The organism is Halobellus ordinarius, from assembly GCF_031823395.1.
In the GTDB taxonomy this organism is placed as follows: Archaea; Halobacteriota; Halobacteria; order Halobacteriales; family Haloferacaceae; genus Haloquadratum; species Haloquadratum ordinarius.
This window is the reverse complement of record NZ_JAVQKJ010000009.1, coordinates 98,801-121,260: the sequence shown is the minus strand read 5'-3', so window position 1 is coordinate 121,260 and position 22,460 is coordinate 98,801. Positions and strand designations below refer to the sequence as shown.

Here is a 22,460-nt window from a genome sequence, read left to right as displayed (position 1 = left end):
TAGAGAGATTAAAGCAGGCTAACTTCTCAGGTATGTCATTGTTTGTCCATTAGAGTATATAGCAGAATCTAAACTTGTGGCTGGAGGTCCGACAAAGACGAAACTTCGTCCACCAATACTTCGACCGTCGTCAATGATAACACCGGATCGGTTGGATAAATCACTATACACGTAGGTTTCTCCTGATTCAACCTCATCAAGAGCAACCTCTCCACGAGTCAGACTACTTCGCTTGATTGGTATTTCGCTATTAGGTGGGACAATCAACGATGAATTCTCTGCAAATTCATCTACCCAATCATTTCCTTCTATGCTTTGCTCCGTGTCGTACTTTGGGAAATGTGGGATTTCATCATTAAACGGAGATAACGCCAAACCCGCAATTGGTGAGACGAGACTGACGACAGCAAAGATACAGACAGTGATAGCAAGAATCTGAGGTCCAACCTTCCGAGGGGCAATTCGTTTGGTGGCCACTAGGGTAGCTCCTGCACAGATATTAAGTCCGAATAATCCAAGGAGCGCGTAGAATCGTTGAGGTTGAAAATCTCTGGCATTGAGTACGAGACTTCCGATCAATAATACGGATAATACACCCATCCAGAAAATCACGAGATCGTATTCCCAGTCTGAGCGGCGAATGACAAGTGCTGCTCCGAAGATAGCTAATCCGAAAAGAATTGCCTGACCTGCCGTGTTCGCTAAAAGCAGATCCAAAGAGAACTCCGAATATCGCCCGGGCCCTCCTGTAGCAGATGAACTAGCGGGGGCTAATACTGATAATAGTAGACTGGAAAACCGTCCAAGTAGAGGTCCTGAATGGAGGGGATTCCCAACGATGGCCAGAATATATGCTCCGATGAAGCCCAACGTTAGTCCGCGAGATCGTGATTGATATTCACTTTTTAGAAGCGTGTAGTACAGCACGATGAATATTCCAATCGATCCAAGGAAAACCATTGCAGCTCCCGAACTAAATCGATGACCGAAGATTAGTGCGGGACTGACGACAATTCCAATGATGAGCCATCTGTTATACTCTGCGTCACTCGTTGCTGAAAAGAGTCTAAGCGCGGTAAGGCCAACTAAGAGGATCAGCGGATAGAAAAAGTTCAGTTTATTCGGATACATCCCACGTCCGAGTGTCCAACTCATACAGCCGAAAAGTAAGGAAGCATACAGGGCTATTTCTCGCGATATCTGGGGTAATGCTAAGTCAAGGACTGAAAGGATTAGTAGTGTCCCCACAAGTATGATCGTTGCTAACACATAGTACGCCATTTCAGGGGCGAGATTAGTAAGACGAGATGTTTCCGCTACGTACATAAAGTACCCAATATACGTAGAGAATTCGAGAGAGATGTGAGATTGAGCAAGTCCCTCTCTGATCGCTGGAAGTCCCCTCCCTTGGACGTCGGGTGAATACGCGCCGGCCGGGAAAGCGAACTGTGAACTCCAATAAGTGAAGAATGCGAGAACAAGGATCTGTGGGACGACTCTCACTCGTCGCGCACCAGTCGCTATCTCGTATGCGATATACCCCGCAAAAATACCAAATACGGCGTAGTGAATTAATGGGCGATCATATAAAACAAAACGATACATAATAATGATAGAACTCACGTACAAGCAGGTAATAACGACTGAAAAACGATAATCGGGAGGAACCCGTTTTTGATCTTGTGTATCTCGAATAATGGATCCGTGAAGGTACAGTACGACTATAGCTGATATCCCTCCGATCACACCACCCAATACCGGCCCAAGGACGGATCGAAATCCAATAGAGATGAATATATATAACGCCAGCAGACAGAACACGGATGCAATAACTGGAGCGTATTTGCGAAGGAAACCAACTGACCAGTGAATAGCATTCATTCTTCGTGGAGATCCCATATCCAATCTTCTTCGAGTCCAAATAGTAATTCAGCTCAAGAGTGCTTATGCGTATCCCAGATCTTCAAGTCTCTCGTGAACAGCTGTCCCATCCACCGAGCGGCTGGATTCTAGCTCGTGAGAGTCTTTGTTGACAGGGACCGCTCTCTTCTCACCAAAGTGTTCTAAAATGGAGGGAGTAACATCAGACTGTCTCGATATTCCGAAGTCGGTTGTCCCTCCCCAAACGCCTTCTCGCGTGTCGTGATCCATTCGGAGATCAGAGTCGACCCGCATAAACGAAGTCGGACGCATCCCGTGATCTGAAAGGATCAACACGTTATCCGGATCAATTTCATCAACCAACCGCTCTGTGAGTGCGTCGATCTTTTCGTACGTAGTTTGGATATGCGTCTCGTCGTCCGTTGCGTGAAGTAGATCATCAATAGACCGGAGCATAAGGAACCCGAATTCGGGGTCTTCAGTCATCTCGTTGTTGTACAGGTCCAGATACGTGTCGACGATTCGTTCAGACTTTTCCAGGTGAGCATCGGTATAGTTCGCTTCCGAGACCGTCGAATCGTGTACTGGCGAATTGAGGTCGACGTAGTATCCACTGAAATCCTCAGAGTATACAGTCGATTCGAGTGCCTGTGGTGCGACGAGCGGCTGAGTTGCCTCCTCGTAGGTCGGTGCTGGAATACCCGACACGAGAATCCCGTCCGTCTCCGGAACGGGATAGGTGAGTGGCAACCCGAATACGAGAGATTGACCGGGGAGCATTTCCCAGACGCGCTTGAATCCGACGTCAGTGCTCTGAATGTGATCCTTCGCCATTCGACCACCGTCAGTAGCGAATCGACCGAGAATTTCGCTGACTAACACGCGTCGGAAAAACGTCGGTAGTGCTTCCGTCATCGCTGCCTTTCGAATTGCACCAGAAAGGGGATGACCCGAATATTTTCCGTATACAAACCCGAGAATTTCGTGCTCCTCGAAGGAGGCTCCGGTCGTCATCGTCGTCCAAGCGTTTGCGCTGCTAATATAGGTCGCCCTGTGAAAGAGTTCAGACGGGAGTAATTTGCCGTTGTGATCCAACGAATCCCAGTAAGGTAAGTCAAATTTATCGAGATGTCGGTGGGAAGCACCGTCCCATCCGATAACAAGTAATTTCATTGTTGTATTTGGAGATAGAACTGCACTTATCTGTTTCGTCTGTATATTTCCTCGACATTTCGCACAGTCCCTTCCCAAGTCATCGTCTTGCTACCGCGTAACGCTTCTGCGTTCATCCGTTCACGAACATTGTCATTCAACAATCGAGAGATCTCCTTCGAAACTGCATTCGCGTCACGCTCTACTACGACTCCATATTCCTCATCACTAACTGCTGTCGGAATCCCCCCTGCATCCGCCCCGATCACGGGCGTCCCACACGCCATCGCTTCCAGCAGCACGAGCCCGAACCCCTCGTACCGCGACGGCAGTACGAACACGTCCGCTGACGAGTACAGCACGGGCAACTCCTCGTCCCCAACATACCCCAGAAACCGCACCTGCTCCGCGATCCCCAACTCCCGCGCCAACTCCCGCAGCGTCTCCTCGTGGCGTCCCGTCCCGGCAATCAGAAACTCCACGTCCTCGTCGTCAACCTCGGCCAACGCCCGCAACGCCAGATCCAATCCCTTTCGCGCTCCCAACCGACCCACGTACAGCAGCGTCGTCTTCCCCTCGTCGACGGCCGGATGCTGCTCCTCGCGTGGGTAGAACCACTCCGTGTCGACGCCGTGCGGAATCATCTCCACCTCGTCCTCACGAAGCCCGTACCACGTCGTCAACTGCTCGTAGGCGTGATCACTAATCGCGATCACCCGATCTGCGTCCCGACTCGCGACGTAGTCCATCGCGACGTTCATCGGATGGAAGAAGAACTTCAGCAGATAATCCGCCGGCGTCTCCAGCGCGACCGCCTTCGTCTCACCGATCGACGTCCCGTGGCTCGTCAACACCACCGGCGTCTCCACGTCGTTGAACGGCGTCACCGCGACCGTCGAGGCGGGCATCATCGTCCCGTGGACGATGTCGTATTCCTCGAAGTCGATCTCGCGCCGCGCCCGGTAGCTGAACCACAGCGTCTCGAACGTGACGAGCTTCCGCCGCGCCTTGCAGATTCGATGCACCGTCACGTGCTCGTGGACGTCCGCCTCCTCGTCAGGGCTGTCGATCCACTGGGTGTACACGTCGACGTCGTGCCCCCGTTCGGCCAATCCATTCGCGAGTTCGGACGCGTACGTCTCCGCCCCGCCGACGCCCGGCGGGAACTGCTTCGAGATGAGACAGACGCGTAGCGAGTCCTCCATACTACTCCCTGTACCCCAGCGCACTCAGCCGCCGTTCGATCTCCTCGTCGACGTCCGCCTCACCCGCAGACGAATCACCGGTCTCGACGCGCACCCGCGCCTCGACGTGTGCCTCCAACGCCGACCGAAGCGACCGATCCAACCCATCAGTAAACTCGATCGCGCCGGTCTCCCGATCGCGTTCACAGAAACACACCCCCCCAGAGCTCCGAACCGCGTACCGCCGCAGGTGACTGTCCGCGTCCTCCCCGCGGGCCTGCGAGAACACGCGCCGATCCTCATCAATATCCCCCACCAGCGAAACACCGTCACCGACGCCGCCGACCGTCGCCGCCACGTCCAGCGTACTAACTGCCCCCTCCACGACCCCACTCTCTCCACCCGGTGGCCGCACGAGCAACGGCACGTGCGTGAGTTCCTCGTGCAGATAGCGCGGATGCTCGTAGTAGCCGTGCTCGCCGAACGCGTCCCCGTGATCGGCCGTCACGATCACAAGCGACTCCGACAACAACTCACGCTCCCGAAGCGCGTCCAGGAACGCGCCGATCTTCGCGTCGTTGTACCGGATCTCCCCGTCGTACAGATCCACCAGCAACTGCCGTTCCTCGTCCGTGATCGATTCCGGATCATCAATAGCCCGCTGATACAGCGACTGGGCGTCCCGTCCCGACAACCCTGCCGCAGAATACAGCGTCGCGTACTCCCCCGGCGGCTCGTACGGCCCGTGGGTGTCCATATAGTGGTTCCACAGGAAAAACGACTCACCGTCGGCCAGCGAATCCACCCACGAAAGCGACCGCTCGTTGATCTCCTCCGCTCGCGCGTAGTGCCGATTCCGGACCTTGTCGAGCGCCCGCTGGGCCAGCGCGATCAGTTTGTGCTGGCCCAGATGCAGGTCGTCGTCGAAGTGGTCGAACCCCCGGTCGAACCCGTACGCCCGCGAGACGAACGGATTCGAGTGAAAGCCCGCCGTCGCGTACCCCGCCGCCGAGAGCGTCTCCGCGATCGTCTCGGACGCCAGGTGATACCCCGAATCGACCGCGACGTCCGGATACCGCCCGGTCAGAAGCGCCGGCACCGCCTCGCGCGTGTGCGAACTCGCGCTGTAGGCATTCGCGAATCGCAGGCTCTCATCCGCAAGTTCGTCGAGGATGGGTGAGGTCTCCCGAGAATACCCGTAACAGGAGAGGTGATCCGCGCGAAGCGCGTCCGCGGAGAGCAAGATGACGTTCTCCCAACACTCGCTCATCGACTGAACCCAGCGAGTGGAGCGGTATAGATGTTACGTCAGCGACTATTCAGATAAGCGGTCACAACTCGGAGAACCGACGTCGAGAGCACGGGTGCTTCCGAGGCCATCATCCACTTCGTTTCGTCGGATCCGTTCGTCCGCCTCATTTCGCCCCGTCCGTGTCCGAACGGTACTGTTCCGAAGTCCCGAAGGACTAAGCCGAAATCGTTCCTACAGACGTGTATGAGTTCGATCGTCCAAGACGACGCGATCCGCTCGGGTGAGCCACGGGTGGAGGGCACGCGGATCACGGTCTCGGACGTCAAGCGGCGCGTGATCGACGCCGAGGAGGATCCACACGTCGTTGCCGGGGAGTACGGGATTTCGATGGCGGAACTCTTCGGCGCGCTCGCATACTATTACGAACACCGCGATACGTTCGAGGAACGTGAGCGGGAGGCGGCACAGACGCGCCGCGACGGTGAGCGAGACACGCGCGAACTCGTCGACGAACTCCGAGGTGAGGACGCGTCGCCGTCGAGCGAGGAAGCGGAGTAGTCGTGTTTCGGATTCTCGCCGACGCGAACGTGCCCGAGGAGTACGTCTCCGCACTCCGGGGAGACGGTCACGACGTCGCATACACCCGGGAGATCCCGGGACTCGGTCCGGATGCGACCGACGATGCGATCGCGGAGTACGCAGCCTCCGAAGGAGCAGCGATCTTGTCGACCGATGTGAAGGACTTTGCGGATCGAGACGTCGGTGTCCCGGTCTTCGTCGCGCCACAGAATATGTCCGGCGGCGAGATTCGAGCGGCAGTCGCCCGCATCGAGGCGTTACCGTTCGATCCGGCGGAGACCGAGCCTATTTGGCTCTCTGCGCTCTGACCGGGGCTATCTTGAACCGCTCACGCCGGCGCCGGCTCTTCGTCGGGCTGCCGGCCGACGAATTCGACGTCGAGACGGATCCGTTCGTAGGGAATGTACGGTCGTTTCGACCGGCCGTCGTCGACGAGGAACAGGAGCCCGTAGTCCGCGAGTAGCGAGACGTCGTCGTGGACCGAACGGTAGTCCCGATCGAGGTCGTCTGCGAGCGCTGCGATACTCTCGGCCGCACCGTCGGTCGCGATCAGCGCTCGCAGAAGTTCGATCCGGCAGTCAGTGAGGATTTTCCGCAACTCACCGACCGTGCGGAACGAGACGACTGCGGGCTGCTCCTCGGCCTCGCTGATCGCCCCGACCGCGCCGAGCGTGTCCTCACGCATCTCCTCGAAAGACTCGACAGTGATGCGAAGCACACTGGGATGCGGGCGATCACGGGGGTCGCGGTACTTGTCGGGTCAGCCGTCGTCAGTGCGTTCAGTCATTGTATCCTCGATGTTGCCGAGGGAGGTCACTTCGTCGGGATTTTCACAGCGACAATAGTGTTGCGCTCACGCGCCGCGAGTCGATCCCTCACCGTCCACCACATACCGATGCACGCCCCACACGAGCACGGCCACCCCGCCGGTGACCAGCATCGGTTCGGGCTGGGTGCTCAGATACAGGCCGGGACTCGGCACCTTGTACTGCGACAGCGGCCAGAAGAGCTGCACGGAGTGACCCGTCGGCGTCAACAATAGACTATCCGCCAGCAGGTGAGTGCCCGCGCCGATGCCCAGCAACACCCCACCCCGCCGGCGCTCTGTCGACGTCAGGAGCACGAGCCCGATACAGACGCTCAGGAGCGTCCCGCCGCCCGTCGCCAGACTCCCCCAGTCGAACGGGACGCCGAGCAGCCGTTCGACGACCGCACTGGGCACCAGAAGCTTGATTTTCACGAGATCCGGGATGAACGCGCCGACCATCCCGACCGTGACGTACTGGGTCGTGAGCCACTCCCAGCGCCACGACAGGACGCGACAGATGCTGTACGCGATGAAGACGTGTGCCAGGAGATCAGGCATCCGTCGACCCTCCGGGAGGCCAGACCGATCGAAGCAACTCCCGCATCGAGATCGGCTCGTCCCGCGGGCGAAAGCCCAGCGTCGATCGATCCACCGTCCAGTGTCGTAGCAGCCGCGAGAGCACCCACAGCCCGGCGAAAAAGGAGATCCCCCACGCGTACCACCGACCGCGCTGGGGAACCACGAAGGCGTCGATCGCCTCGATCGTACTCGACTCGATCAATGTCCCATAGACGCGAACTGTATCACCCCGTTCCGGCGCAAGCGACGTCCCGACGACCGTCACGCGATGCGTGCCACTCGTCGTCTCGACGTTGACGACGATCGGCTCCGTCTCCTGGACGATCCCCTCGGATTCCACGCGATCGCCGAGATACTCCTCCGGGTCGCTGACGAACTCCCCCTCGTCGGCGAGGACCCACGCCTCCTCGTTGACCGGTTGCACCGCAAAGAGCGGAAAGAGCGCGGCCTGTGCACAGAGCAGGAACAGGACGACCACGATCCGTCCCCGTGCCGTCTCAAGCATCGATAGCGGGACGTTCGAGCGAGCACGCTAAAAAGTTAGACTCGTTCGTCGGACAGGCCCACCAAACGGCATCGAAGCGAAGTACCCCCCTTTCGACCGACGCGAGAGCATCTGGTCGTCAGTCGAGCGATTGCTGGCCCGAAGAATACTCTCGGGCGGGAATGGAAGGGGCCGCGTTCTCGATGACGGCGGACGAAGCAAGGACCGCAGGAGTGAGCGGAGCGAACGACGAGGACCGCAGCGAGGCCCCCGAGTCGAGAACGCGGGGGCTTCCGAAGTCATCTCTGTACCGTTCCTCTCCCAACGAAACAGTACCGAACAGTGTCGACCAAAGACTCAAGCGAGAACGCGCCGAACGGGGTATATGGCCGAGATCGAGATCGACGACGAGATCTACGAGGCGCTCGATCTGCCTGCCGACGAGCGCGAAGCCACGGTCAAAGTCGAACTGGCCGTCTCGCTATACGGCCGTGGCATCCTCTCGTTCGGCAACGCGAGAGCGCTTGCCGACCTCTCGAAGCGTGAGTTCCACCGGCTACTCGGCGATCGCGGGGTCGAACGCCATTACACCGAGACCGAACTAGCCGAAGACGTCGATTATGCCTCCCGGTGAGGGTGTCGTCAGCGACACGTCGCCGCTTTTGAATCTCGCACTGATCGATCGATTGGATCTCCTCGAGACGCAATTCGAGACGGTTCACGTCCCCAATCGAGTCTGGGAGGAACTCGCGGCTGGCGAAGATGACTTCCCGAATCTGCACTCGCTGCGAGAACAGGGGACACTGACCGATGTCGCCGTCGACCGCTCTGCCCTGTACGTCGAGATCGCCCGCGAGTTGGACGCCGGAGAAACCGCCGCGATCACGTATGCGCTCGAAAGCGATGCAGATCTCGTTCTGCTAGATGAGCAGGAGGGACGACGCGTCGCTCGACGACACGGTCTCGACGTAACCGGTGTTATTGGACTCTTGCTCCGGGGAGTACGAGCCGGGACCGTCGACATCCGGTCGGAACTCGACGCCCTCCGTGATGCCGGGTTCTGGATCGATGACGAACTCTATGCGGAAGTCCTCCGCCGGAGCGAAGAGGAAATCGAGTAGCGTGTCTCGGAAGCAAGCAGTTCGACGTAGAGAGAACTCATTGGTTCCAAAAGCGGTGATCTTCGGAAAGAGATAATCGTCAGACACATCGAAAGAGCATTGTCGCTGCCCCAAGCCACATCGGACAATGCACGTGGCCTTCGTGAGTAACGTGGTTTTTCCCTTTAACAAGGGCGGTGCAGAAAAGCGCATCCACGAGATCGGCACCCGCCTCACCGACCAGGGCCACGACGTCACTGTCTACGGTCGCCATTTCTGGGACGGCCCCGAAGAGACGACCCACGAGGGAATGACCCTTCGAGCCGTCGCTCCGGAAGCAGAACTCTACGCCGGCGAGCGCCGCTCGATCACGGAAGCGATGGACTTCGCGGCCCGATCGATCCCACCGCTCCGACGACACCTCGGACGAAACGAACACGACGTCGTCGTCGCCAGCGTCTTCCCGTACTTCCCCGTTCTCGCCACCAGACTCGCCAGCCTCAACACGAACACGCCACTCGTCACGACCTGGCACGAGGTCTGGGGCGACTACTGGGACGAGTACCTCGGCCACCTCGCCCCGTTCGGCAAAGTCACCGAACACCTCACCGCTCGCACCCCACAACACCCGATCGCCATCTCCAGCAAAACCGCCGACCGACTCGCCGCGATCGGCCCCGACCGAACCGACATCCAAATCGTCCCCAACGGCATCGACGTCGAGCAGATCCGGAACGCGCCGCTCCCCGACTCCGGCCACGACGTCCTCTTCGCCGGCCGACTCATCGAACACAAGAACGTCGACCTCCTCCTGGAAGCCTTCGACGACGTCGCCGCCGACCACGACGCCACCCTCGGTATCGTCGGCGACGGGCCCGAACGCGACCGACTCGAATCGCAGCGCGACACCCTCACACACGCCGACCGCGTGGACTTCCTCGGCTTCCTCGACGACGACGAGGACGTCCTCGGGCAGATGCGCGCCGCCGACGTCTTCGCCTCTCCCAGCACACGCGAGGGGTTCGGGCTCACCTTCGCGGAGGCGATGGCGGCCGACTGTACCGTCATCGCCGCCGACCACCCTGACTCCGCGGCCGACGAGGTCATCGGTGATGCCGGCTTTCTCGCCGATCCGAACGTCGACAGCCTCACCGACGTTCTCGGACGCACGCTTGCGGATGAACGACCTGAGCGGGATCCACGGGAACGTGCAAAGAATTACGACTGGGACGTCGTTGCCACCCAAGCCGAGCAGGCGTATCGGCGTGCTGTGAATGGGTCGTGGTAGTGATCCTCTTTCCCTGGCAGTCCATCACGAGGTGGTCGCCAAGCGGGAACGACGGGAGCCGATGGCGAAACGTTTTATGCTTATTGGACACTCTGGGGTTCTATGGACACCCAGAGTGAACAATATATTGGCTTGCAAATACCCTTCCCATTCGGGGAAGAGCAAGTATTCCGGTACAAAGCAATCGAAGACGTCCTCGAACTGCTGATCCGGAACCCGTTCAGGGAGTTTACCGTCCGCCAACTCCGCGAAATTACGGGGAACGGCTCGAAGACGACGACGCGCGCAGTCGATCTACTCCAGCAGTTAGAGCTCGTCCGTGTGGATGAAAGCGGGCGCAGTCGCAACGTGCGTTTGAACCGCGAGCGAGCGACTATCCCGGACGAGCCGCTGTTCGCGCTTCCGCAGGATGAGTTCCGCAAACCGGTGAAGGAATTCACCGAGCGGGCTCGTACAGCGGTGCCGTCGTTGTCAGCACTCGTGGTGTTTGGGAGCGTCGCACGTGGTGAGGCCGACCGGCAGTCCGATATCGACATCTGGATCCTGATCGACGACAGCGACGAACTCCTGCGGGCGCGACGCACGGCGACAGACATCGCTGTCGACCTGAGCGACACGCGATTCGGCGAAGCGGGCGACCGATACGAGTTCGAGGTGTTAGTCGAGTCCGTGGAATCAGCACTCAACCACGGCAAAGCAGACAACGGAATTGACGAGATACTGGCTGAGGGCATCGTGATCGAGGATTCCGAATCATTAGAGCGGGTGAAGGACGTCGTATTAGGCGGTGCTGACGCTGCGGAGGTCGACGATGAGCAGTGAGGATCCGTGCAGCGACGAGTTGAGTGCTATCGTCGCGGCGTTCAACCAACGCGGTACTGTGGAGCCGGGGCTCAACGTCGAGGGCGACGCACTCCTGCAGTTGCGGAAGGCGTGTCGCATTTTGGATGGCATACGGGCGTTGCGAGATATCGATCGGTATCACACGTTGGTAGTCGAAGGGTCGTTTGCGGCACTGGAACGAACGGTGCAGTTCTACGTGGTTGAGCGAGGACTGGCGGAGTCCAACGAGCTACTATCTCACGAGGACACGTTCGACTACGGGGCACAGGCTGGCATATTTTCTCGATCAACGAAAGACGAACTGATCGAACTCTGGAAGAACCACCGGAATAGTACATACTATCAACAGGAGCGTGCAACTGCCGAGCAAGCGACGACGATGTTGGCGTACGCCGAATGTATGCACGATCATATCCCGAAGCTCGCTGGACGAGCCCACGACTGCGTCTGCTGACGAGAAACGCGGGGATTTACCAATAATTAATATCGATCGAGACTTGATTTAATATATGACCGTCGTCAGCGTCTCGATGCCCGAATCGTTGGTCGAGCGAATCGACACGTTCGCCGAGGAACACGGCTACACCGGCCGCAGCGAAGTCGTCCGCGAAGCCTCCCGAAACCTACTCGGCGAGTTCGAGGACACCAGACTGGAGGACCGCGAGCTGATGGCCGTGGTGACCGTCGTCTTCGAGTACGAGACCACGAACGTCGAAGAGCGGATGATGCACCTCCGCCACGAGTACGAGTCGCTGGTCGCCTCGAACTTCCACAGCCACGTCGGCGAGCACCGCTGTATGGAGTTGTTCGTCCTCGAAGGCGGCCTCGAGGACATCTCCACGTTCGTCGGGAAGATCCGCGCGACACAGGACACGCTCAGCGTCGACTACTCCGTGATGCCCGTCGACGACTTCAGCGGGTTCGGGGAGTTCGAATAGCGGTTCCCGACGCCAGAAGGGAGACCGCTACTCGAACGGATTGTCAGCCGTCTCCAAGCGCGAAATGTCTCCTACGCCGTCAAAGCCATCGTCGAAAGAGTACAGGTATTCGATATCGGTTCGCCGCATATACGCGACGATCGCTGAGTCGACAAACGAAAGCTCGTTGTACTGACGGAAAATCGCCTGCGCGGCGTTGAAATCGGCTTTCGGTGCGTGGTCTACCTCGAAGTGTGCACCCCTCAGGAGTCTGTCCAGCAGTTCGTTTGCAGCGTCTGGGCCCAGTTTCTCGCGAGTGAGGTTCAGTGTCTCGGCGACCACGTAGTTCGTCACGACGACATCCGGGAGCGCTCCGTGATCGATTCCACGGATGATCTGCCGGCTACGGCTGTGAAATTCGTCGCGTTCGCTCGCACTCGCAAAGAGGACGTTCGTATCCAAGAGCGCGACCGCCATCACTCGGCTCCGAACTCACTCTCGGCCTCGACGGCGTTCGTCGCACCCGCATCCACCGGCTCGAAGTCATCGAAGACACCCTCACGCTGTTTCACCACCTCGACAGAGAGATTGCCCTCGTCGTCCGTGGTCCAGCGAAGTTTGTCGCCTGGTTCGATATCGAGACGTCGGCGGAGGTTCGCCGGGATCGTGACCATCCCCCGGTCGCTCACTTTCGTCTCCTCTGGACCGTGCTCAGTTGCCATACGGCCCCATACTGATTCCAGTGCCATACAAGTTGCTCTGCTTGTGCTGTGTGATAATCCCTATACAAAGATCCGCAGGAGCGAATCAATCGGCGTTTTCGTCCCCATCCAACCGCTCCGTACACCACGGACAGAAGTCGAGTTCCGGATCCAGCTCCTTCCCGCAGTTGGGACACGACGCCCCCTCGTCCGAGCCTCCCGACGGCGCGTCGACACCGGGGATCGGCGCCCCGTCGCCAGTCCCGAGCGAGACCGTCGACGTCGACGCCTCGGACTCCGCCGACTGCCGACGCTGTCGATCCCGCGCGAGGACGTAGGCGTCTGCCACGCTCGCGACGCCGACGGCGATCACCGGGAGGAGCGTCATCGGATCGCCGTCGCCGGCGAGAAACGCCTGTGCGGCGTCCGCCGGCACGAACAGAAACGACGCGACGACCGCGGCCAGAAACCAGCCGAGACCGCGCTTCCAGCGCCGGAGGTAGAAGTGCCCGAGGCCGGTGGCGAGCGTTCCGAGCAGCGCCGCGAGCCACGGTCGTTTCCCTCGCTGGTTGCCCATACGTTCCCGTTCGGACGCCTCGGATTAGTTTTGTGGGTTTACTTCGCGCCGATCCGGAGACTCACCCTCCGACCTGCGGCCAATACTTATCCCACTCCGCCCTGAGTCGGGAGATATGCACGGCCGTTCACCCGGCTTAGTCACCAATATTCCCGCAGCGACGCCGAGGCGACAGACACGCGGCGGGGAGCACCGGCCCCGACACGCGGGGGCTCGACCGGGATGATCGCAGAGGTGTTCGTCGAGTGGTTCGGTGTGAATCCGGTCGTCCACGGCCTGGTGGGCGGGCTCGTCATCGCCGGGATGAATCTCTTCGGCGCGTCGCTCGTGCTCGTCTGGCGGAACCCCTCGGAGCGCTCGCTGGACGGCGCGCTCGGGTTCGCCGCGGGGATTATGCTCGCGGCCAGTTTTACGAGTCTCATCATCCCCGGGATCGAGATCTACTCCAACGGCAATCCGATTCCGGTGCTGGTCGGCGTCGTGCTCGGTGCGCTCTTTCTGGACCGCTCGGACAGCCTCGTCCCCCACGCCCACTTCCTTTTGACCGGCCGGCGGCGGGCGGATGCCGCGAATCCGGGCGATTCGATCGGCGTCGACGCCGACAGGCTCGCGCCGGTCGTCCTCTTCGTGCTGGCGATCACGCTGCACAATATGCCGGAAGGGCTCGCCGTCGGTGTCGGTTTCGGCAGCGGCGACGTCGCGAACGCGATCCCGCTGATGCTCGCGATCGGCATCCAGAACATCCCCGAAGGCCTCGCCGTCTCCGTTGCCGCCGTCAACGCCGGGCTGGACCGCCGGGCGTACGCGGTCTTCACGGGGATCCGCTCGGGGCTCGTGGAGATCCCGCTGGCCGTCATCGGCGCCTACGCCGTCGGCGCCGTCTCGGCGCTGCTCCCGTATGCGATGGGATTCGCCGCGGGCGCGATGCTGTTTGTCATCAGCGACGAGATCGTCCCCGAAACCCACACCGGCGGCAACGAACGCGTCGCGACCCTGGGGACGATTCTCGGGATCGTGGTGATGCTGTATCTGGATATCTCGCTGGGGTGACGGACAGAGGCTGTGTCGGCCAACTCCGGATGGATACGATCGAATGGGTTCCGTACTCGAATCGAGAATCGTCCACGACAGGGAGGTCCCTAGTTGTTTGATGAATAGATCACGATAGCGTTAGAGGTGATGTAGGTCGGATGATCCCAGATCCTCGCAGATACGTAGTGAACGTTTTCTGAAACTACGGTCGTGGAAAGACTATCAACATCTACCCACTCTTGAAGGGGTTGTTTCCGCTTGTGTGGGCTGGTATCGATTTTCTCAAAACTCCTCACGAGAGCCTGCGGGAGTGATTCTTGGTCTTTGATTTGATACTTGACAAGCACTTCCTGTTCCTTCTCGGTCGAGAAATCGAGCATTGGACCCTCCAACGAATAGAGTATTAATAAATTGTATCGAACTTTTAGACACTTAACTGACACTTAATGGCTGCTAATCGTTCGTTCAGTCGAGCGACCCACTCGCTCGAACGGCTGGTTCAGTCCACCGGACGCGAAAAAGTCCTCACGAGTGGTTCGATGAAACCCTCGATGGACAGACGCGGGCTCCCAGCGATCCCCTCCCGAGTCAGATCGGGCTCAGCCCGACCAACCCGAGCGCCCACAGGCCGACGCTCACCGCGAGGGCGAGGAGGACGACCCGCCAGGCGAGCGCCAGCAGGACGCGCCCCACGACGAGCACCAAGAGCACCACGAGCAGCATCCCGATCAAGCCCGGAATCGACGTGAACGCCCCGTCGAACAGCAGCGGGAGATTAGCTGCCATCCTCCGTCACGTCCTCGTAGTCGACGCTCGTTCCCTGCGCGACGGGCTGGAGGAGGTACCGTCCCGTCTGGCCGCGCTTGACGGGCGTGAAGTCGCCCGTGAACGTCGTCACCTGCTCCTCGCGGATCTCGAACGGGTGTTTGAACTGCAGCGGCGCCCCGCCGGGCGTGTCGACGTCGGCCTCCTCGCCGCCGTCGAGGACGCCCGCGACGTCCGTCACGTCGAGCTGGAGGAACTCGTAGCGGCCTGCTTCGAGTTCCCGCTCGTCGATCAGCTCGGTGTTGCCGTTCTGGAGTTCCACGAGGTCGGCCTCCTGGGCCTCGTCGAACTCGTGGTACTCCCGGTCGTCGCCCTCGTCGACGTCGCCTTCTTCCTGTTCGACGACGTCGGTGCTCGTGCCGGCAGTCGATTCGGTGACGGTGTTTGTGGTCTCCGTGCCGTCCCCGCCCTCGCCCGGCTTGATCCAGATACCCTGGATCGTGACGACGCAGGACTCGAAATCCGCGATGTCCCCCGGCTGGTCGGTGACTTGCGTGGCCAGCGTCCCGGTCGCCGAGGCGCTCTCACTACAGCCTGCCAGTCCGACCATTCCCGCCGCTGCGACGCCTGTCGCTTGCAGATAGCTCCGTCTGTTGAGTTCGGTCATTGCAGTCGTTCCTTTGGGGAGGACGGGCTTAAGACGGCGACTCCGTGAACCCGAGTCTCGGTGTTTTGTTGTCGTTTAACGCCGATATCGACGGGATAATTCGGGTAAACGGTCGGACGCCCCCCGTATATCGTGATACACCTCCTCGTACCGCGAGGCTCCCTAATACCGGTGCTCGTCGCTGATCGTCTCCGTGACTCGGCCGACGCCGGAGAAGACGAATCGCGTCCCGTCGTCGACCTCGACGCGTGCGTCCCAGCCGTGGCCGGACACGACCCGCTCGATGATCAAAAGCCCCAATCCGACGTGGTCCGGTTCGGCGTCGCTGTCGAACAGCGAGTCGGCGATCGACTGCGGCAGTCCCGGACCGTCGTCGGCCACGACGAACCCGTCGTCGGTGCCGCGAACGCCCACCGTCACGTCGTCGCCACAGTGTTCGCCGACGTTCCGGAACAGGTTCTCGAAGAGCTGTCGGAGCCGAGATTTGTCGGCGAGTAAGTCTCTGTCGGCGGCGAGTTCGAGGTGAGCCCCACTCGGATTGACCGTGTCCCACGCAGTCCGGGCGACCGCGTGCAGGTCGACGGGCTCCCGCTCGCCGACGTCACCACCCTCCCGAGCGAGGGTCAGCGTTTCGGTGATGAGCGCTTCCATCCGATCGAGCGATTCGAGCACCGTCTCAAGGTAGCCCGCTTCGGGATCCGAGACCAGTTCCGAGACGAGTTCGGTGTAGCCACGGGCCGCAGTCAGCGGATTGCGCAGGTCGTGTGTGAGCACCCCGGCGAACTCGTTGAGCCGTTCGTTCTGTCGGTCGAGGATCTCGTAGTGTTTCTCCCGTTCCAGCTCGTAGCTGATCCACTGGCTCAACAGCCGCACGAACTGTTTTTTCGTCTTCGGTGAAGTCGCTGCTGCGTGGCTCTTCCCCCGAGTAGCAGAGCGTCCCGTAGGATTCGCCGTCGACGAGAATCGGGCCGCCAATGTAACACTGGAGGTTCGTCGCGTTGCGGGCCACGTCGTCACTGTACGCCGAATGCGCCGCATCGGAGATCGCGAGGACCTGTTGATCGCCGACAACGTGTCGACACCACGTGGTGTCGAGGTCGTGTACCGACCCGGCGACGTAATCGCCATCAGTAAACGTCGAGTCGATGATCTCGTAGTCGCCGCTGCCGGTGTACGAGAGCACGCCGTAGGGCACGTCCAGTCGGTCTCGCCCGATGGTGATCGCCCGCTCGATCTTCTCCTCCAGGGAGAGCGAGCGATCGATCCCGATCTCGTAGAGATCGCGGAAGTAACTCGTCGTTTCGGGGGTACTCATACCACTCGATTACGCCGAAGGCCCCATATGTCTACTCATCTGACGTGTTGAAACCGGTCCGCTCCATCGCGCCCCAGGAATCGACACCCCTGAGGTACTCCACGAGGCCCTGCCACGCGATCACGGTCTTCCACTGCCGGTAGCCGAAGTTCTCCAGGATGCCGTACCACAGAAGCCTGAGGATCTGCCAGGGGCTGTCGTACCGGTTGAAACTCCACACCTCGCTGAAGACGCCGAACCACGACAGAAACACCCCGAGTCCCGTGGTCAGAAAGAAGAAGATGAGGAAGAATCCGCCGTTCAGGATGTCGAAGTACCACGCCAGCGGGAGGACGATGTACCCGATGCCCTCGATCAGCGGGCCGAACATCTCGGCGGCGACGAAGAAGGGGAAGACGACGGTCCCGACGCGGCCGTACTTCGGGTTGAACAGCATCTGGCGGTTGGTGACGACCGTCTCGACCATCCCGCGGTACCAGCGGCGGCGCTGCCGACCCAGGACGCGTCGCGTGGCGGGGACCTCGGTCCACGCGACCGGTTCCGGGACGAAATCCACGGTGTACTCCCGACCTTCGTCGACGAGATACCGGTGGAGCCGGACGACGATGTCGAAGTCCTCGGTGATCGTGTCGTGGCGGTACCCGCCGATCTCCCGCACTGCCCCCGTCTGAAACAGACCGAACGCCCCGGAGATGAGGATCAGGCCCTTGATTCGGTTCAGGCCGAGCCGGCCGGAGTAGAAGGCGCGGAGATACTCCATCACCTGCAGTCCCGGGAGCCCCGTCTTCGGGAGGGAGACGGATTTCACGATCCCGTCTTCGATCGTACAGGAGTTTGCGACGCGGATCACCCCGCCCGAGGCGACGGCGGTCTCGGGGCGTTCGAGGAACGGCTTCACGAGCTGGAGCAGGGCGTCGCGGTCGATGATCGTGTCCGAGTCGACCGCACAGAACAGCGGCATCCCGGTCAGCCAGATGCCGGCGTTGAGCGCGTCGCTTTTGCCGCCGTTTGCCTTGTCGACGACGAGGAGTTCCTCGTAGGTCGTCGACCGATAGACGCCGTAGATCTCTTCGGCCGGGATATCGACCGGAATGTCGGCCGAGACCGCCTCCAGATCGAAATTCTCCCGGAGGCGCTCGAGTGTCTCGTCCGTCGAGCCGTCGTTGACCACGACGATCTCCAGTTCCGGATAGTTGAGCGACAGCATCGACTGGATGCTCTCGACGATCGTGGCAGCCTCGTTGTAGGCGGGGACGACGACCCCGATGCCCGGATAAAAGGGGCTGGCGAAATCACGAAACGGCGGGGTCCATTTGGACTCGTGGACGTCGTCGTCGAGTTCGAACAGCGCGAGGACGTGGATGCCCAGGTAGTACGCGTTGATAACGAGGTAGTAGGCGATGACGAGCGTCCCGAATCCGACGAGCGTCTGGACGAGCAGGTGGATCGCCGTGTGCATTCTCAGGACACACTCCGCCGCCCGGGATGACGGGCTACCTGATCGAGTTCGGCGTGTTCGCGGCTCCAGGCCCACGTGTTCTCCAGTTCCGGCGGGGCATCGGCCGGCGGCGAGTCGACGTATGTTACCAATGCGTTCGTCCCGACGAGTCGGACCCGGGGATTATCCTCGTCGACGAGTGCGGCTGATAAGGTCTCTAACGCTTGCTGGTCGCCCCACCGAGCGAGCATCTCGTACACTGCACCGCGGACCTTGGGGGAGGGATCTCGAAGTAACCGTTCGAGAAGCGGGTCGTTCCGGATGTCGGATCGCCAGCCGACGTTGCCGAGCCCCCGGGCGGCCGCCGTGCGGACGGCCTCGTTTTCGTGTTCCAAGGTGCCGATCAGCCAGGAGAGATCCTCCGTCGTGATGCTCGTCCCGAGATGCTGGCAGACGGTCAGGACCTGGGTCAGAAGCGACGGCGACCAGTTCCGATAGGTTTCCTGTGCCACCTCAAACAGCGCACCGGGATCGTCGATGGCGATCCGATAGAGGGTGTCCTGTCCGAACACGGAGAACTGCGAGGTTGCGTCGGCCAGCATAATCGAGACCCCCTCTGCGGCCGAGTCGAGATCATCGGACTCGTAGCGAAGCCGCGCGACCGCGGCCCGCTCTCGCGGTGTTCCGGGGGTGAAATCAGCTGCGTGGAGTTTGTCCGGTCGGCTCAACAGGGTGAGCCACGTCAACGCGTAGAGACGCGTGTACTCGCCGCGGGTCTCGAGGTGGCGTTTCGACCGATCGGGAATCCCCAGTTCCGCGCCGAGTTCTCGAAGGCGCTTCACGTTCTCGCCGTCGAGTTCGCGCAGATACTCGTCTAAGAGGTCTTCGACGACGTCACGTTCGACGCTGGACAGACTTGCCACCCACGGTCCCCAGTCCGGATCCGGGCTGAATACGCCGTCGAGGAGACGACTCTGCAGGTCGTCCCGAACGCGTTGCCGCCGGGTGTCCTGCACCGAACGGTACACCGACAAGCCCGTCGTGAGCCAGAACATCACGGCGAGCGCGATGCCGATCACCAACGCGAGGACCGCAACGACGACGGTAAGCGGGACACTGTAGCCGAACGCAGACACGACATCAGCCATACTGTTGGTCCTCTGCGGCTCCTGTCAGCGAGAAATAATTAATCATCGATACACTTCCGGACGCGGGCTAACAACTCCGCAGCCCGAAACGGCTTCGTGATGTAGTCGTCCGCCCCGCTTTCGAGGCCTTCCAGCACGTGCTCTTCACGCCCGCGGGAGGTCAGCATAATGATCGGAAGCTCCGGATCCACCGGAAATTCGTCGTTCCGAACCATCCGAAGCAGCCGGGTTCCGTCCAACCGCGGCATCATCACGTCGAAGATCGCCATATCGGGCTCGAACCCCCCTTCAAGCAGATCGGCGGCTTCGCGGCCGTCCTCACAGGTCCGAACAGAGTACCCCGCGCTTTCGAGGCGGTGGCGGACTAAAAGCCGGATCGGTTCATCGTCGTCTGCTGTGAGTATCTCCTGTGACATCGTACGCACGAACTGAGAGAGTATCCACCGCTAACCGGGGACCCCACCAGGATAGTTTAGTTATCACTTGCAAGCCAAAATGTTTTGTCAATTCGGGCTGCCGCTGGGCGAGAATCCGGCAGACCCTGGCCCTTTTATATCGCGAATCCAAACCGGCCGAGGTAGGTTTGGACCGACGCCAGTTTCTTTCGACGCTCGGCGCCGTGGGGGTCGTCGGCGCCGCCGGCTGTACCGAAGCGCAGGGCGTTCGTCCGTCGTTCCGCGTCGGCACTGGGGGCTTCGAGCGCCGAACCGACGACGGCTATCGGTCGCTGTCCGTCCGCGGCGTCAACCTCGGGATGGCGAAACCGGGACGGTTTCCGGGCGAGGCTGCAATCACTCGCTCGGAGTACGACCGGTGGCTGGCGTCGATCGGAGAGCTCGCCAACGTCGTCCGTACGTACACCATCCATCCGCCGAGTTTCTATCGCGCACTGGCGGCGTACAACGACGAGGCAGCCGAGCCGCTCCTGTTGCTTCAGGGGACGTGGGTCCCGACGGCCGAACTCCTCTCGGCGGGCGATGCGACGGTGATCTCCGAAACGATAGACGCCGAACTCGACAGGACTGTCGATGTCGTTCACGGCGACGCCACGCTCTCCGATCGTCCCGGTCACGCTGCCGGCCGCTACGATGCCGACGTGAGCGACGCCACACTCGGATTCCTCTTCGGCATCGAATGGCCGCCGGAGGTGGTGGCCGAGACGAACGAGCGCGGGGAAAGCAGTCCGTACGCCGGCACGTACTTCGAGACGACCGACGGGACGCCGTTCGAAGGCTGGCTGGCCGGACGGATGGATCGACTCGCAACCCGGGAGATGGACGGCTACGGCGTCCAGCGCCCGGTCGCGTTCGTCAACTGGGTCACGACGGACCCGCTCGACCATCCGTACGAACCGTTCGCAAACGAGGACCGCGTCAGCCTCGATCCGGATCGAATCGATCCCACAGCCGAATTCGAGGCCGGCACGCTGGCGTCGTATCACGTCTACCCGTACTATCCGGATCTGTTGAACGAGACGCCGGAGTACGTCCAGTATACCGACCATCGCGGCGAGCGGAACAACTTCGCTGGCTATCTGAACGATCTGGTCGACGAAACGGACCTGCCCGTGTTGGTATCGGAGTTTGGCGTTCCGAGTTCCCGCGGCCTCGCACACCGGAACGTCCACGGGCGAGATCAGGGCGGCCACACGGAGCAGGAACAGGGGGAGATCGTCGCTGCGATGTTTGCGGATATCGACCACGCGGACACCGCGGGCGGGATTATGTTCGCGTGGCAAAACGAGTGGTTCAAACGCACGTGGAATCTCGACGCGCGGTCCGTCCCGGGTCGCCGGCCCTTCTGGTCCAACGTCGAGACGCCGGAACAGCGGTTCGGCCTCCTTGCGTTCGATCCGCCCGAGCAGGTGTTACTCGACGGCTCCGAGGCAGGCTGGGACGGAGCGGAGTCGGTGACAGCCGCCGAATCCACTGATGCGGAGCCACAGCGAACGCTCAGGGAGTTGCGTGTCACACACGACGTCGAAGGGCTCAATTGCCGGCTCCGATTCGAGGAACTGCCCGATCCGGTGGACTGGACACGACTGAACGCACTCATCACCATCGGGTTGACCGACCGGACGACGGCGCTGCCGTTCGGCGTGGATGCAGAGGCGAGGGCGGACTTCGTCGTCCGATTGGCGGGGCCGACCGACTCGCGGTTGCTCGTCGAATCGAGCTACGACGCGTTCGCCCGCGAGTTCGGCGGCGAAGCCGAACTTCCACTGGAGGAGTACCGTGACGGGAGGGCGGGATTCGTTCCCGTTCGTGAAGTCATCAACCGTGGTTACACGGTGCCGGCGACCGGAGAAGAGGTGCCGTTCGAGGCGGTCGAGACCGGCAGGCTGCGGTACGGAAACGGAAACCCGGACGCCGAAGCGTACGATTCGCTCACCGACGTGCACGTCGATCCCGCGAGCAACAGTATTGAGCTGCGGCTGCCCTGGTTACTGCTCAACGTCGCGGATCCTTCGAGCAAACAGCGGATCGCCACCGAGTGGGAGGAGGGCCTCGGTCCAGTCCCGTTCGATGGCGTCACACTCAGTGCGGGAACGTTCCTGCCGGACGACGACCGCGACGGAGACGCCGTGGCCGTCGATGGCCCGACAAACCTGACTGACCGGCTGCCGGGAAGCGACGGAACCGTCCTCGACGCCGTCGAGTACACGTGGGAGCCGTGGGACCAGCCGCCATACCGGGAGCGGCTCAAGGAGTCGTATCACATTCTTCGAGACCAGCTCTCCTGATTCGGTC

General features: G+C 60.8%; 28 protein-coding genes. 10 read left to right on the top strand and 18 right to left on the bottom strand.

The window, feature by feature from the left end; genetic code table 11:
* Positions 1-18: 18 nt before the first annotated feature.
* The 4 genes from RJT48_RS14605 to RJT48_RS14590 form a co-directional block, all read right to left on the bottom strand.
* Complete coding sequence (locus RJT48_RS14605) at positions 19-1,155, bottom strand: hypothetical protein (RefSeq protein ID WP_311173074.1); 1,137 nt, start codon at positions 1,153-1,155, stop codon at positions 19-21.
* Positions 1,156-1,944: 789 nt separating this feature from the next.
* Positions 1,945-3,054 (bottom strand): alkaline phosphatase family protein, encoded by a 1,110-nt coding sequence (locus tag RJT48_RS14600; RefSeq protein ID WP_311173073.1) that lies wholly within the window; start codon positions 3,052-3,054, stop codon positions 1,945-1,947.
* 26 nt (positions 3,055-3,080) lie between these two features.
* Positions 3,081-4,238: a glycosyltransferase family 4 protein gene (locus RJT48_RS14595; RefSeq protein WP_311173072.1), complete on the bottom strand. Its 1,158-nt coding sequence runs from the start codon at positions 4,236-4,238 to the stop codon at positions 3,081-3,083.
* A gap of 1 nt (position 4,239) precedes the next feature.
* Positions 4,240-5,487 carry a sulfatase gene (locus RJT48_RS14590; protein WP_311173070.1) on the bottom strand — a complete coding sequence of 416 codons (1,248 nt, stop codon included), beginning with the start codon at positions 5,485-5,487 and terminating at the stop codon, positions 4,240-4,242.
* A gap of 225 nt (positions 5,488-5,712) precedes the next feature.
* Between RJT48_RS14590 and RJT48_RS14585 the strand changes: the two genes are divergently transcribed.
* Together RJT48_RS14585 and RJT48_RS14580 are read left to right on the top strand one after the other, a co-directional pair.
* A complete protein-coding gene (locus tag RJT48_RS14585) occupies positions 5,713-6,027 on the top strand; it encodes a DUF433 domain-containing protein (protein WP_311173069.1) in 315 nt (104 codons plus the stop codon).
* A 2-nt stretch (positions 6,028-6,029) separates the two neighbouring features.
* Positions 6,030-6,356 (top strand): DUF5615 family PIN-like protein, encoded by a 327-nt coding sequence (locus RJT48_RS14580; RefSeq protein ID WP_311173068.1) that lies wholly within the window; start codon positions 6,030-6,032, stop codon positions 6,354-6,356.
* A 20-nt stretch (positions 6,357-6,376) separates the two neighbouring features.
* Here RJT48_RS14580 and RJT48_RS14575 read toward each other — a convergent pair whose 3' ends face one another.
* The 3 genes from RJT48_RS14575 to RJT48_RS14565 all read right to left on the bottom strand — a co-directional run bounded on the left by RJT48_RS14575 (position 6,377) and on the right by RJT48_RS14565 (position 7,940).
* A complete protein-coding gene (locus RJT48_RS14575) occupies positions 6,377-6,733 on the bottom strand; it encodes an HVO_A0114 family putative DNA-binding protein (RefSeq protein WP_311173067.1) in 357 nt (118 codons plus the stop codon).
* Positions 6,734-6,901: 168 nt separating this feature from the next.
* Positions 6,902-7,414 carry a metal-dependent hydrolase gene (locus RJT48_RS14570; RefSeq protein WP_311173066.1) on the bottom strand — a complete coding sequence of 171 codons (513 nt, stop codon included), beginning with the start codon at positions 7,412-7,414 and terminating at the stop codon, positions 6,902-6,904.
* Positions 7,407-7,940: an OB-like fold-containing membrane protein gene (locus RJT48_RS14565; RefSeq protein ID WP_311173065.1), complete on the bottom strand. Its 534-nt coding sequence runs from the start codon at positions 7,938-7,940 to the stop codon at positions 7,407-7,409. The genes RJT48_RS14570 and RJT48_RS14565 overlap by 8 nt, the downstream gene beginning before the upstream one ends.
* Positions 7,941-8,304: 364 nt before the next feature.
* On the opposite strand from RJT48_RS14565, the gene RJT48_RS14560 reads away from it, so the two are divergent.
* The 6 genes from RJT48_RS14560 (at position 8,305) to RJT48_RS14535 (ending at position 12,088) form a co-directional block, all read left to right on the top strand.
* Positions 8,305-8,553, top strand: coding sequence for a UPF0175 family protein (locus tag RJT48_RS14560; protein ID WP_311173064.1), 249 nt, complete (start codon positions 8,305-8,307; stop codon positions 8,551-8,553).
* Positions 8,540-9,040: a PIN domain-containing protein gene (locus RJT48_RS14555; RefSeq protein WP_311173063.1), complete on the top strand. Its 501-nt coding sequence runs from the start codon at positions 8,540-8,542 to the stop codon at positions 9,038-9,040. The genes RJT48_RS14560 and RJT48_RS14555 overlap by 14 nt, the downstream gene beginning before the upstream one ends.
* A 127-nt stretch (positions 9,041-9,167) precedes the next feature.
* Complete coding sequence (locus RJT48_RS14550) at positions 9,168-10,307, top strand: glycosyltransferase family 4 protein (RefSeq protein ID WP_311173062.1); 1,140 nt, start codon at positions 9,168-9,170, stop codon at positions 10,305-10,307.
* Positions 10,308-10,409: 102 nt separating this feature from the next.
* The gene (locus RJT48_RS14545) at positions 10,410-11,129 is read left to right on the top strand and encodes a nucleotidyltransferase domain-containing protein (RefSeq protein ID WP_311173061.1); all 720 of its coding nucleotides are present in this window, start codon (positions 10,410-10,412) and stop codon (positions 11,127-11,129) included.
* Positions 11,119-11,604 (top strand): DUF8154 family protein, encoded by a 486-nt coding sequence (locus RJT48_RS14540; protein WP_311173060.1) that lies wholly within the window; start codon positions 11,119-11,121, stop codon positions 11,602-11,604. The genes RJT48_RS14545 and RJT48_RS14540 overlap by 11 nt, the downstream gene beginning before the upstream one ends.
* Before the next feature lie 55 nt (positions 11,605-11,659).
* On the top strand, positions 11,660-12,088 hold the full coding sequence (locus RJT48_RS14535) for a CopG family ribbon-helix-helix protein (protein ID WP_311173059.1): 429 nt from the start codon (positions 11,660-11,662) through the stop codon (positions 12,086-12,088).
* Positions 12,089-12,115: 27 nt separating this feature from the next.
* On the opposite strand, the gene RJT48_RS14530 is transcribed toward RJT48_RS14535, so the two are convergent.
* The 3 genes from RJT48_RS14530 to RJT48_RS14520 all read right to left on the bottom strand — a co-directional run bounded on the left by RJT48_RS14530 (position 12,116) and on the right by RJT48_RS14520 (position 13,345).
* Positions 12,116-12,544, bottom strand: a complete 429-nt coding sequence (locus tag RJT48_RS14530) for a type II toxin-antitoxin system VapC family toxin (protein WP_311173057.1) — start codon at positions 12,542-12,544, stop codon at positions 12,116-12,118.
* On the bottom strand, positions 12,544-12,789 hold the full coding sequence (locus RJT48_RS14525; RefSeq protein ID WP_311173056.1) for an AbrB/MazE/SpoVT family DNA-binding domain-containing protein: 246 nt from the start codon (positions 12,787-12,789) through the stop codon (positions 12,544-12,546). The genes RJT48_RS14530 and RJT48_RS14525 overlap by 1 nt, the downstream gene beginning before the upstream one ends.
* An 85-nt stretch (positions 12,790-12,874) precedes the next feature.
* Entirely contained in the window at positions 12,875-13,345 is a 471-nt protein-coding gene (locus RJT48_RS14520) for a DUF7575 domain-containing protein (RefSeq protein ID WP_311173055.1), read from the bottom strand.
* A 222-nt stretch (positions 13,346-13,567) separates the two neighbouring features.
* Here RJT48_RS14520 and RJT48_RS14515 point away from each other — a divergent pair, with 222 nt between their 5' ends.
* Positions 13,568-14,395 (top strand): ZIP family metal transporter, encoded by an 828-nt coding sequence (locus tag RJT48_RS14515; protein WP_311173054.1) that lies wholly within the window; start codon positions 13,568-13,570, stop codon positions 14,393-14,395.
* A gap of 89 nt (positions 14,396-14,484) precedes the next feature.
* Here RJT48_RS14515 and RJT48_RS14510 read toward each other — a convergent pair whose 3' ends face one another.
* From RJT48_RS14510 to RJT48_RS14475, 8 genes are all read right to left on the bottom strand, one after another.
* Complete coding sequence (locus RJT48_RS14510) at positions 14,485-14,757, bottom strand: hypothetical protein (protein ID WP_311173052.1); 273 nt, start codon at positions 14,755-14,757, stop codon at positions 14,485-14,487.
* A 208-nt stretch (positions 14,758-14,965) separates the two neighbouring features.
* A complete protein-coding gene (locus tag RJT48_RS14505) occupies positions 14,966-15,163 on the bottom strand; it encodes a DUF8029 family protein (RefSeq protein WP_311173051.1) in 198 nt (65 codons plus the stop codon).
* A complete protein-coding gene (locus RJT48_RS14500; RefSeq protein WP_311173050.1) occupies positions 15,153-15,809 on the bottom strand; it encodes a DUF4382 domain-containing protein in 657 nt (218 codons plus the stop codon). Before RJT48_RS14500 ends, RJT48_RS14505 begins: the two co-directional genes overlap by 11 nt.
* A 162-nt stretch (positions 15,810-15,971) precedes the next feature.
* Positions 15,972-16,583 (bottom strand): sensor histidine kinase, encoded by a 612-nt coding sequence (locus RJT48_RS14495; RefSeq protein WP_311173218.1) that lies wholly within the window; start codon positions 16,581-16,583, stop codon positions 15,972-15,974.
* Positions 16,486-17,124 (bottom strand): GAF domain-containing protein, encoded by a 639-nt coding sequence (locus RJT48_RS14490; RefSeq protein ID WP_311173049.1) that lies wholly within the window; start codon positions 17,122-17,124, stop codon positions 16,486-16,488. The genes RJT48_RS14495 and RJT48_RS14490 overlap by 98 nt, the downstream gene beginning before the upstream one ends.
* Before the next feature lie 31 nt (positions 17,125-17,155).
* Positions 17,156-18,583: a glycosyltransferase family 2 protein gene (locus tag RJT48_RS14485; RefSeq protein ID WP_345784752.1), complete on the bottom strand. Its 1,428-nt coding sequence runs from the start codon at positions 18,581-18,583 to the stop codon at positions 17,156-17,158.
* Positions 18,584-18,585: 2 nt separating this feature from the next.
* Entirely contained in the window at positions 18,586-19,710 is a 1,125-nt protein-coding gene (locus tag RJT48_RS14480) for a HEAT repeat domain-containing protein (RefSeq protein ID WP_311173048.1), read from the bottom strand.
* Positions 19,711-19,748: 38 nt separating this feature from the next.
* The gene (locus RJT48_RS14475) at positions 19,749-20,126 is read right to left on the bottom strand and encodes a response regulator transcription factor (protein WP_311173047.1); all 378 of its coding nucleotides are present in this window, start codon (positions 20,124-20,126) and stop codon (positions 19,749-19,751) included.
* A gap of 167 nt (positions 20,127-20,293) precedes the next feature.
* On the opposite strand from RJT48_RS14475, the gene RJT48_RS14470 reads away from it, so the two are divergent.
* Entirely contained in the window at positions 20,294-22,453 is a 2,160-nt protein-coding gene (locus RJT48_RS14470) for a hypothetical protein (protein ID WP_311173046.1), read from the top strand.
* The last annotated feature ends 7 nt before the right edge of the window (positions 22,454-22,460 follow it).

Coding starts and splice junctions, on each gene's coding strand:
- RJT48_RS14480 (WP_311173048.1), bottom strand. CDS start 19,710: ATGGCTGATGTCGTGTCTGCGTTCGGCTACAGTGTCCCGCTTACCGTC.
- RJT48_RS14545 (WP_311173061.1), top strand. CDS start 10,410: ATGGACACCCAGAGTGAACAATATATTGGCTTGCAAATACCCTTCCCA.
- RJT48_RS14510 (WP_311173052.1), bottom strand. CDS start 14,757: ATGCTCGATTTCTCGACCGAGAAGGAACAGGAAGTGCTTGTCAAGTAT.
- RJT48_RS14475 (WP_311173047.1), bottom strand. CDS start 20,126: ATGTCACAGGAGATACTCACAGCAGACGACGATGAACCGATCCGGCTT.
- RJT48_RS14515 (WP_311173054.1), top strand. CDS start 13,568: ATGATCGCAGAGGTGTTCGTCGAGTGGTTCGGTGTGAATCCGGTCGTC.
- RJT48_RS14590 (WP_311173070.1), bottom strand. CDS start 5,487: ATGAGCGAGTGTTGGGAGAACGTCATCTTGCTCTCCGCGGACGCGCTT.
- RJT48_RS14585 (WP_311173069.1), top strand. CDS start 5,713: ATGAGTTCGATCGTCCAAGACGACGCGATCCGCTCGGGTGAGCCACGG.
- RJT48_RS14525 (WP_311173056.1), bottom strand. CDS start 12,789: ATGGCAACTGAGCACGGTCCAGAGGAGACGAAAGTGAGCGACCGGGGG.
- RJT48_RS14550 (WP_311173062.1), top strand. CDS start 9,168: ATGCACGTGGCCTTCGTGAGTAACGTGGTTTTTCCCTTTAACAAGGGC.
- RJT48_RS14520 (WP_311173055.1), bottom strand. CDS start 13,345: ATGGGCAACCAGCGAGGGAAACGACCGTGGCTCGCGGCGCTGCTCGGA.
- RJT48_RS14595 (WP_311173072.1), bottom strand. CDS start 4,238: ATGGAGGACTCGCTACGCGTCTGTCTCATCTCGAAGCAGTTCCCGCCG.
- RJT48_RS14530 (WP_311173057.1), bottom strand. CDS start 12,544: ATGGCGGTCGCGCTCTTGGATACGAACGTCCTCTTTGCGAGTGCGAGC.
- RJT48_RS14570 (WP_311173066.1), bottom strand. CDS start 7,414: ATGCCTGATCTCCTGGCACACGTCTTCATCGCGTACAGCATCTGTCGC.
- RJT48_RS14605 (WP_311173074.1), bottom strand. CDS start 1,155: ATGAGTTGGACACTCGGACGTGGGATGTATCCGAATAAACTGAACTTT.
- RJT48_RS14490 (WP_311173049.1), bottom strand. CDS start 17,124: ATGAGTACCCCCGAAACGACGAGTTACTTCCGCGATCTCTACGAGATC.
- RJT48_RS14535 (WP_311173059.1), top strand. CDS start 11,660: ATGACCGTCGTCAGCGTCTCGATGCCCGAATCGTTGGTCGAGCGAATC.
- RJT48_RS14555 (WP_311173063.1), top strand. CDS start 8,540: ATGCCTCCCGGTGAGGGTGTCGTCAGCGACACGTCGCCGCTTTTGAAT.
- RJT48_RS14500 (WP_311173050.1), bottom strand. CDS start 15,809: ATGACCGAACTCAACAGACGGAGCTATCTGCAAGCGACAGGCGTCGCA.
- RJT48_RS14575 (WP_311173067.1), bottom strand. CDS start 6,733: ATGCGTGAGGACACGCTCGGCGCGGTCGGGGCGATCAGCGAGGCCGAG.
- RJT48_RS14600 (WP_311173073.1), bottom strand. CDS start 3,054: ATGAAATTACTTGTTATCGGATGGGACGGTGCTTCCCACCGACATCTC.
- RJT48_RS14565 (WP_311173065.1), bottom strand. CDS start 7,940: ATGCTTGAGACGGCACGGGGACGGATCGTGGTCGTCCTGTTCCTGCTC.
- RJT48_RS14485 (WP_345784752.1), bottom strand. CDS start 18,583: ATGCACACGGCGATCCACCTGCTCGTCCAGACGCTCGTCGGATTCGGG.
- RJT48_RS14560 (WP_311173064.1), top strand. CDS start 8,305: ATGGCCGAGATCGAGATCGACGACGAGATCTACGAGGCGCTCGATCTG.
- RJT48_RS14505 (WP_311173051.1), bottom strand. CDS start 15,163: ATGGCAGCTAATCTCCCGCTGCTGTTCGACGGGGCGTTCACGTCGATT.
- RJT48_RS14540 (WP_311173060.1), top strand. CDS start 11,119: ATGAGCAGTGAGGATCCGTGCAGCGACGAGTTGAGTGCTATCGTCGCG.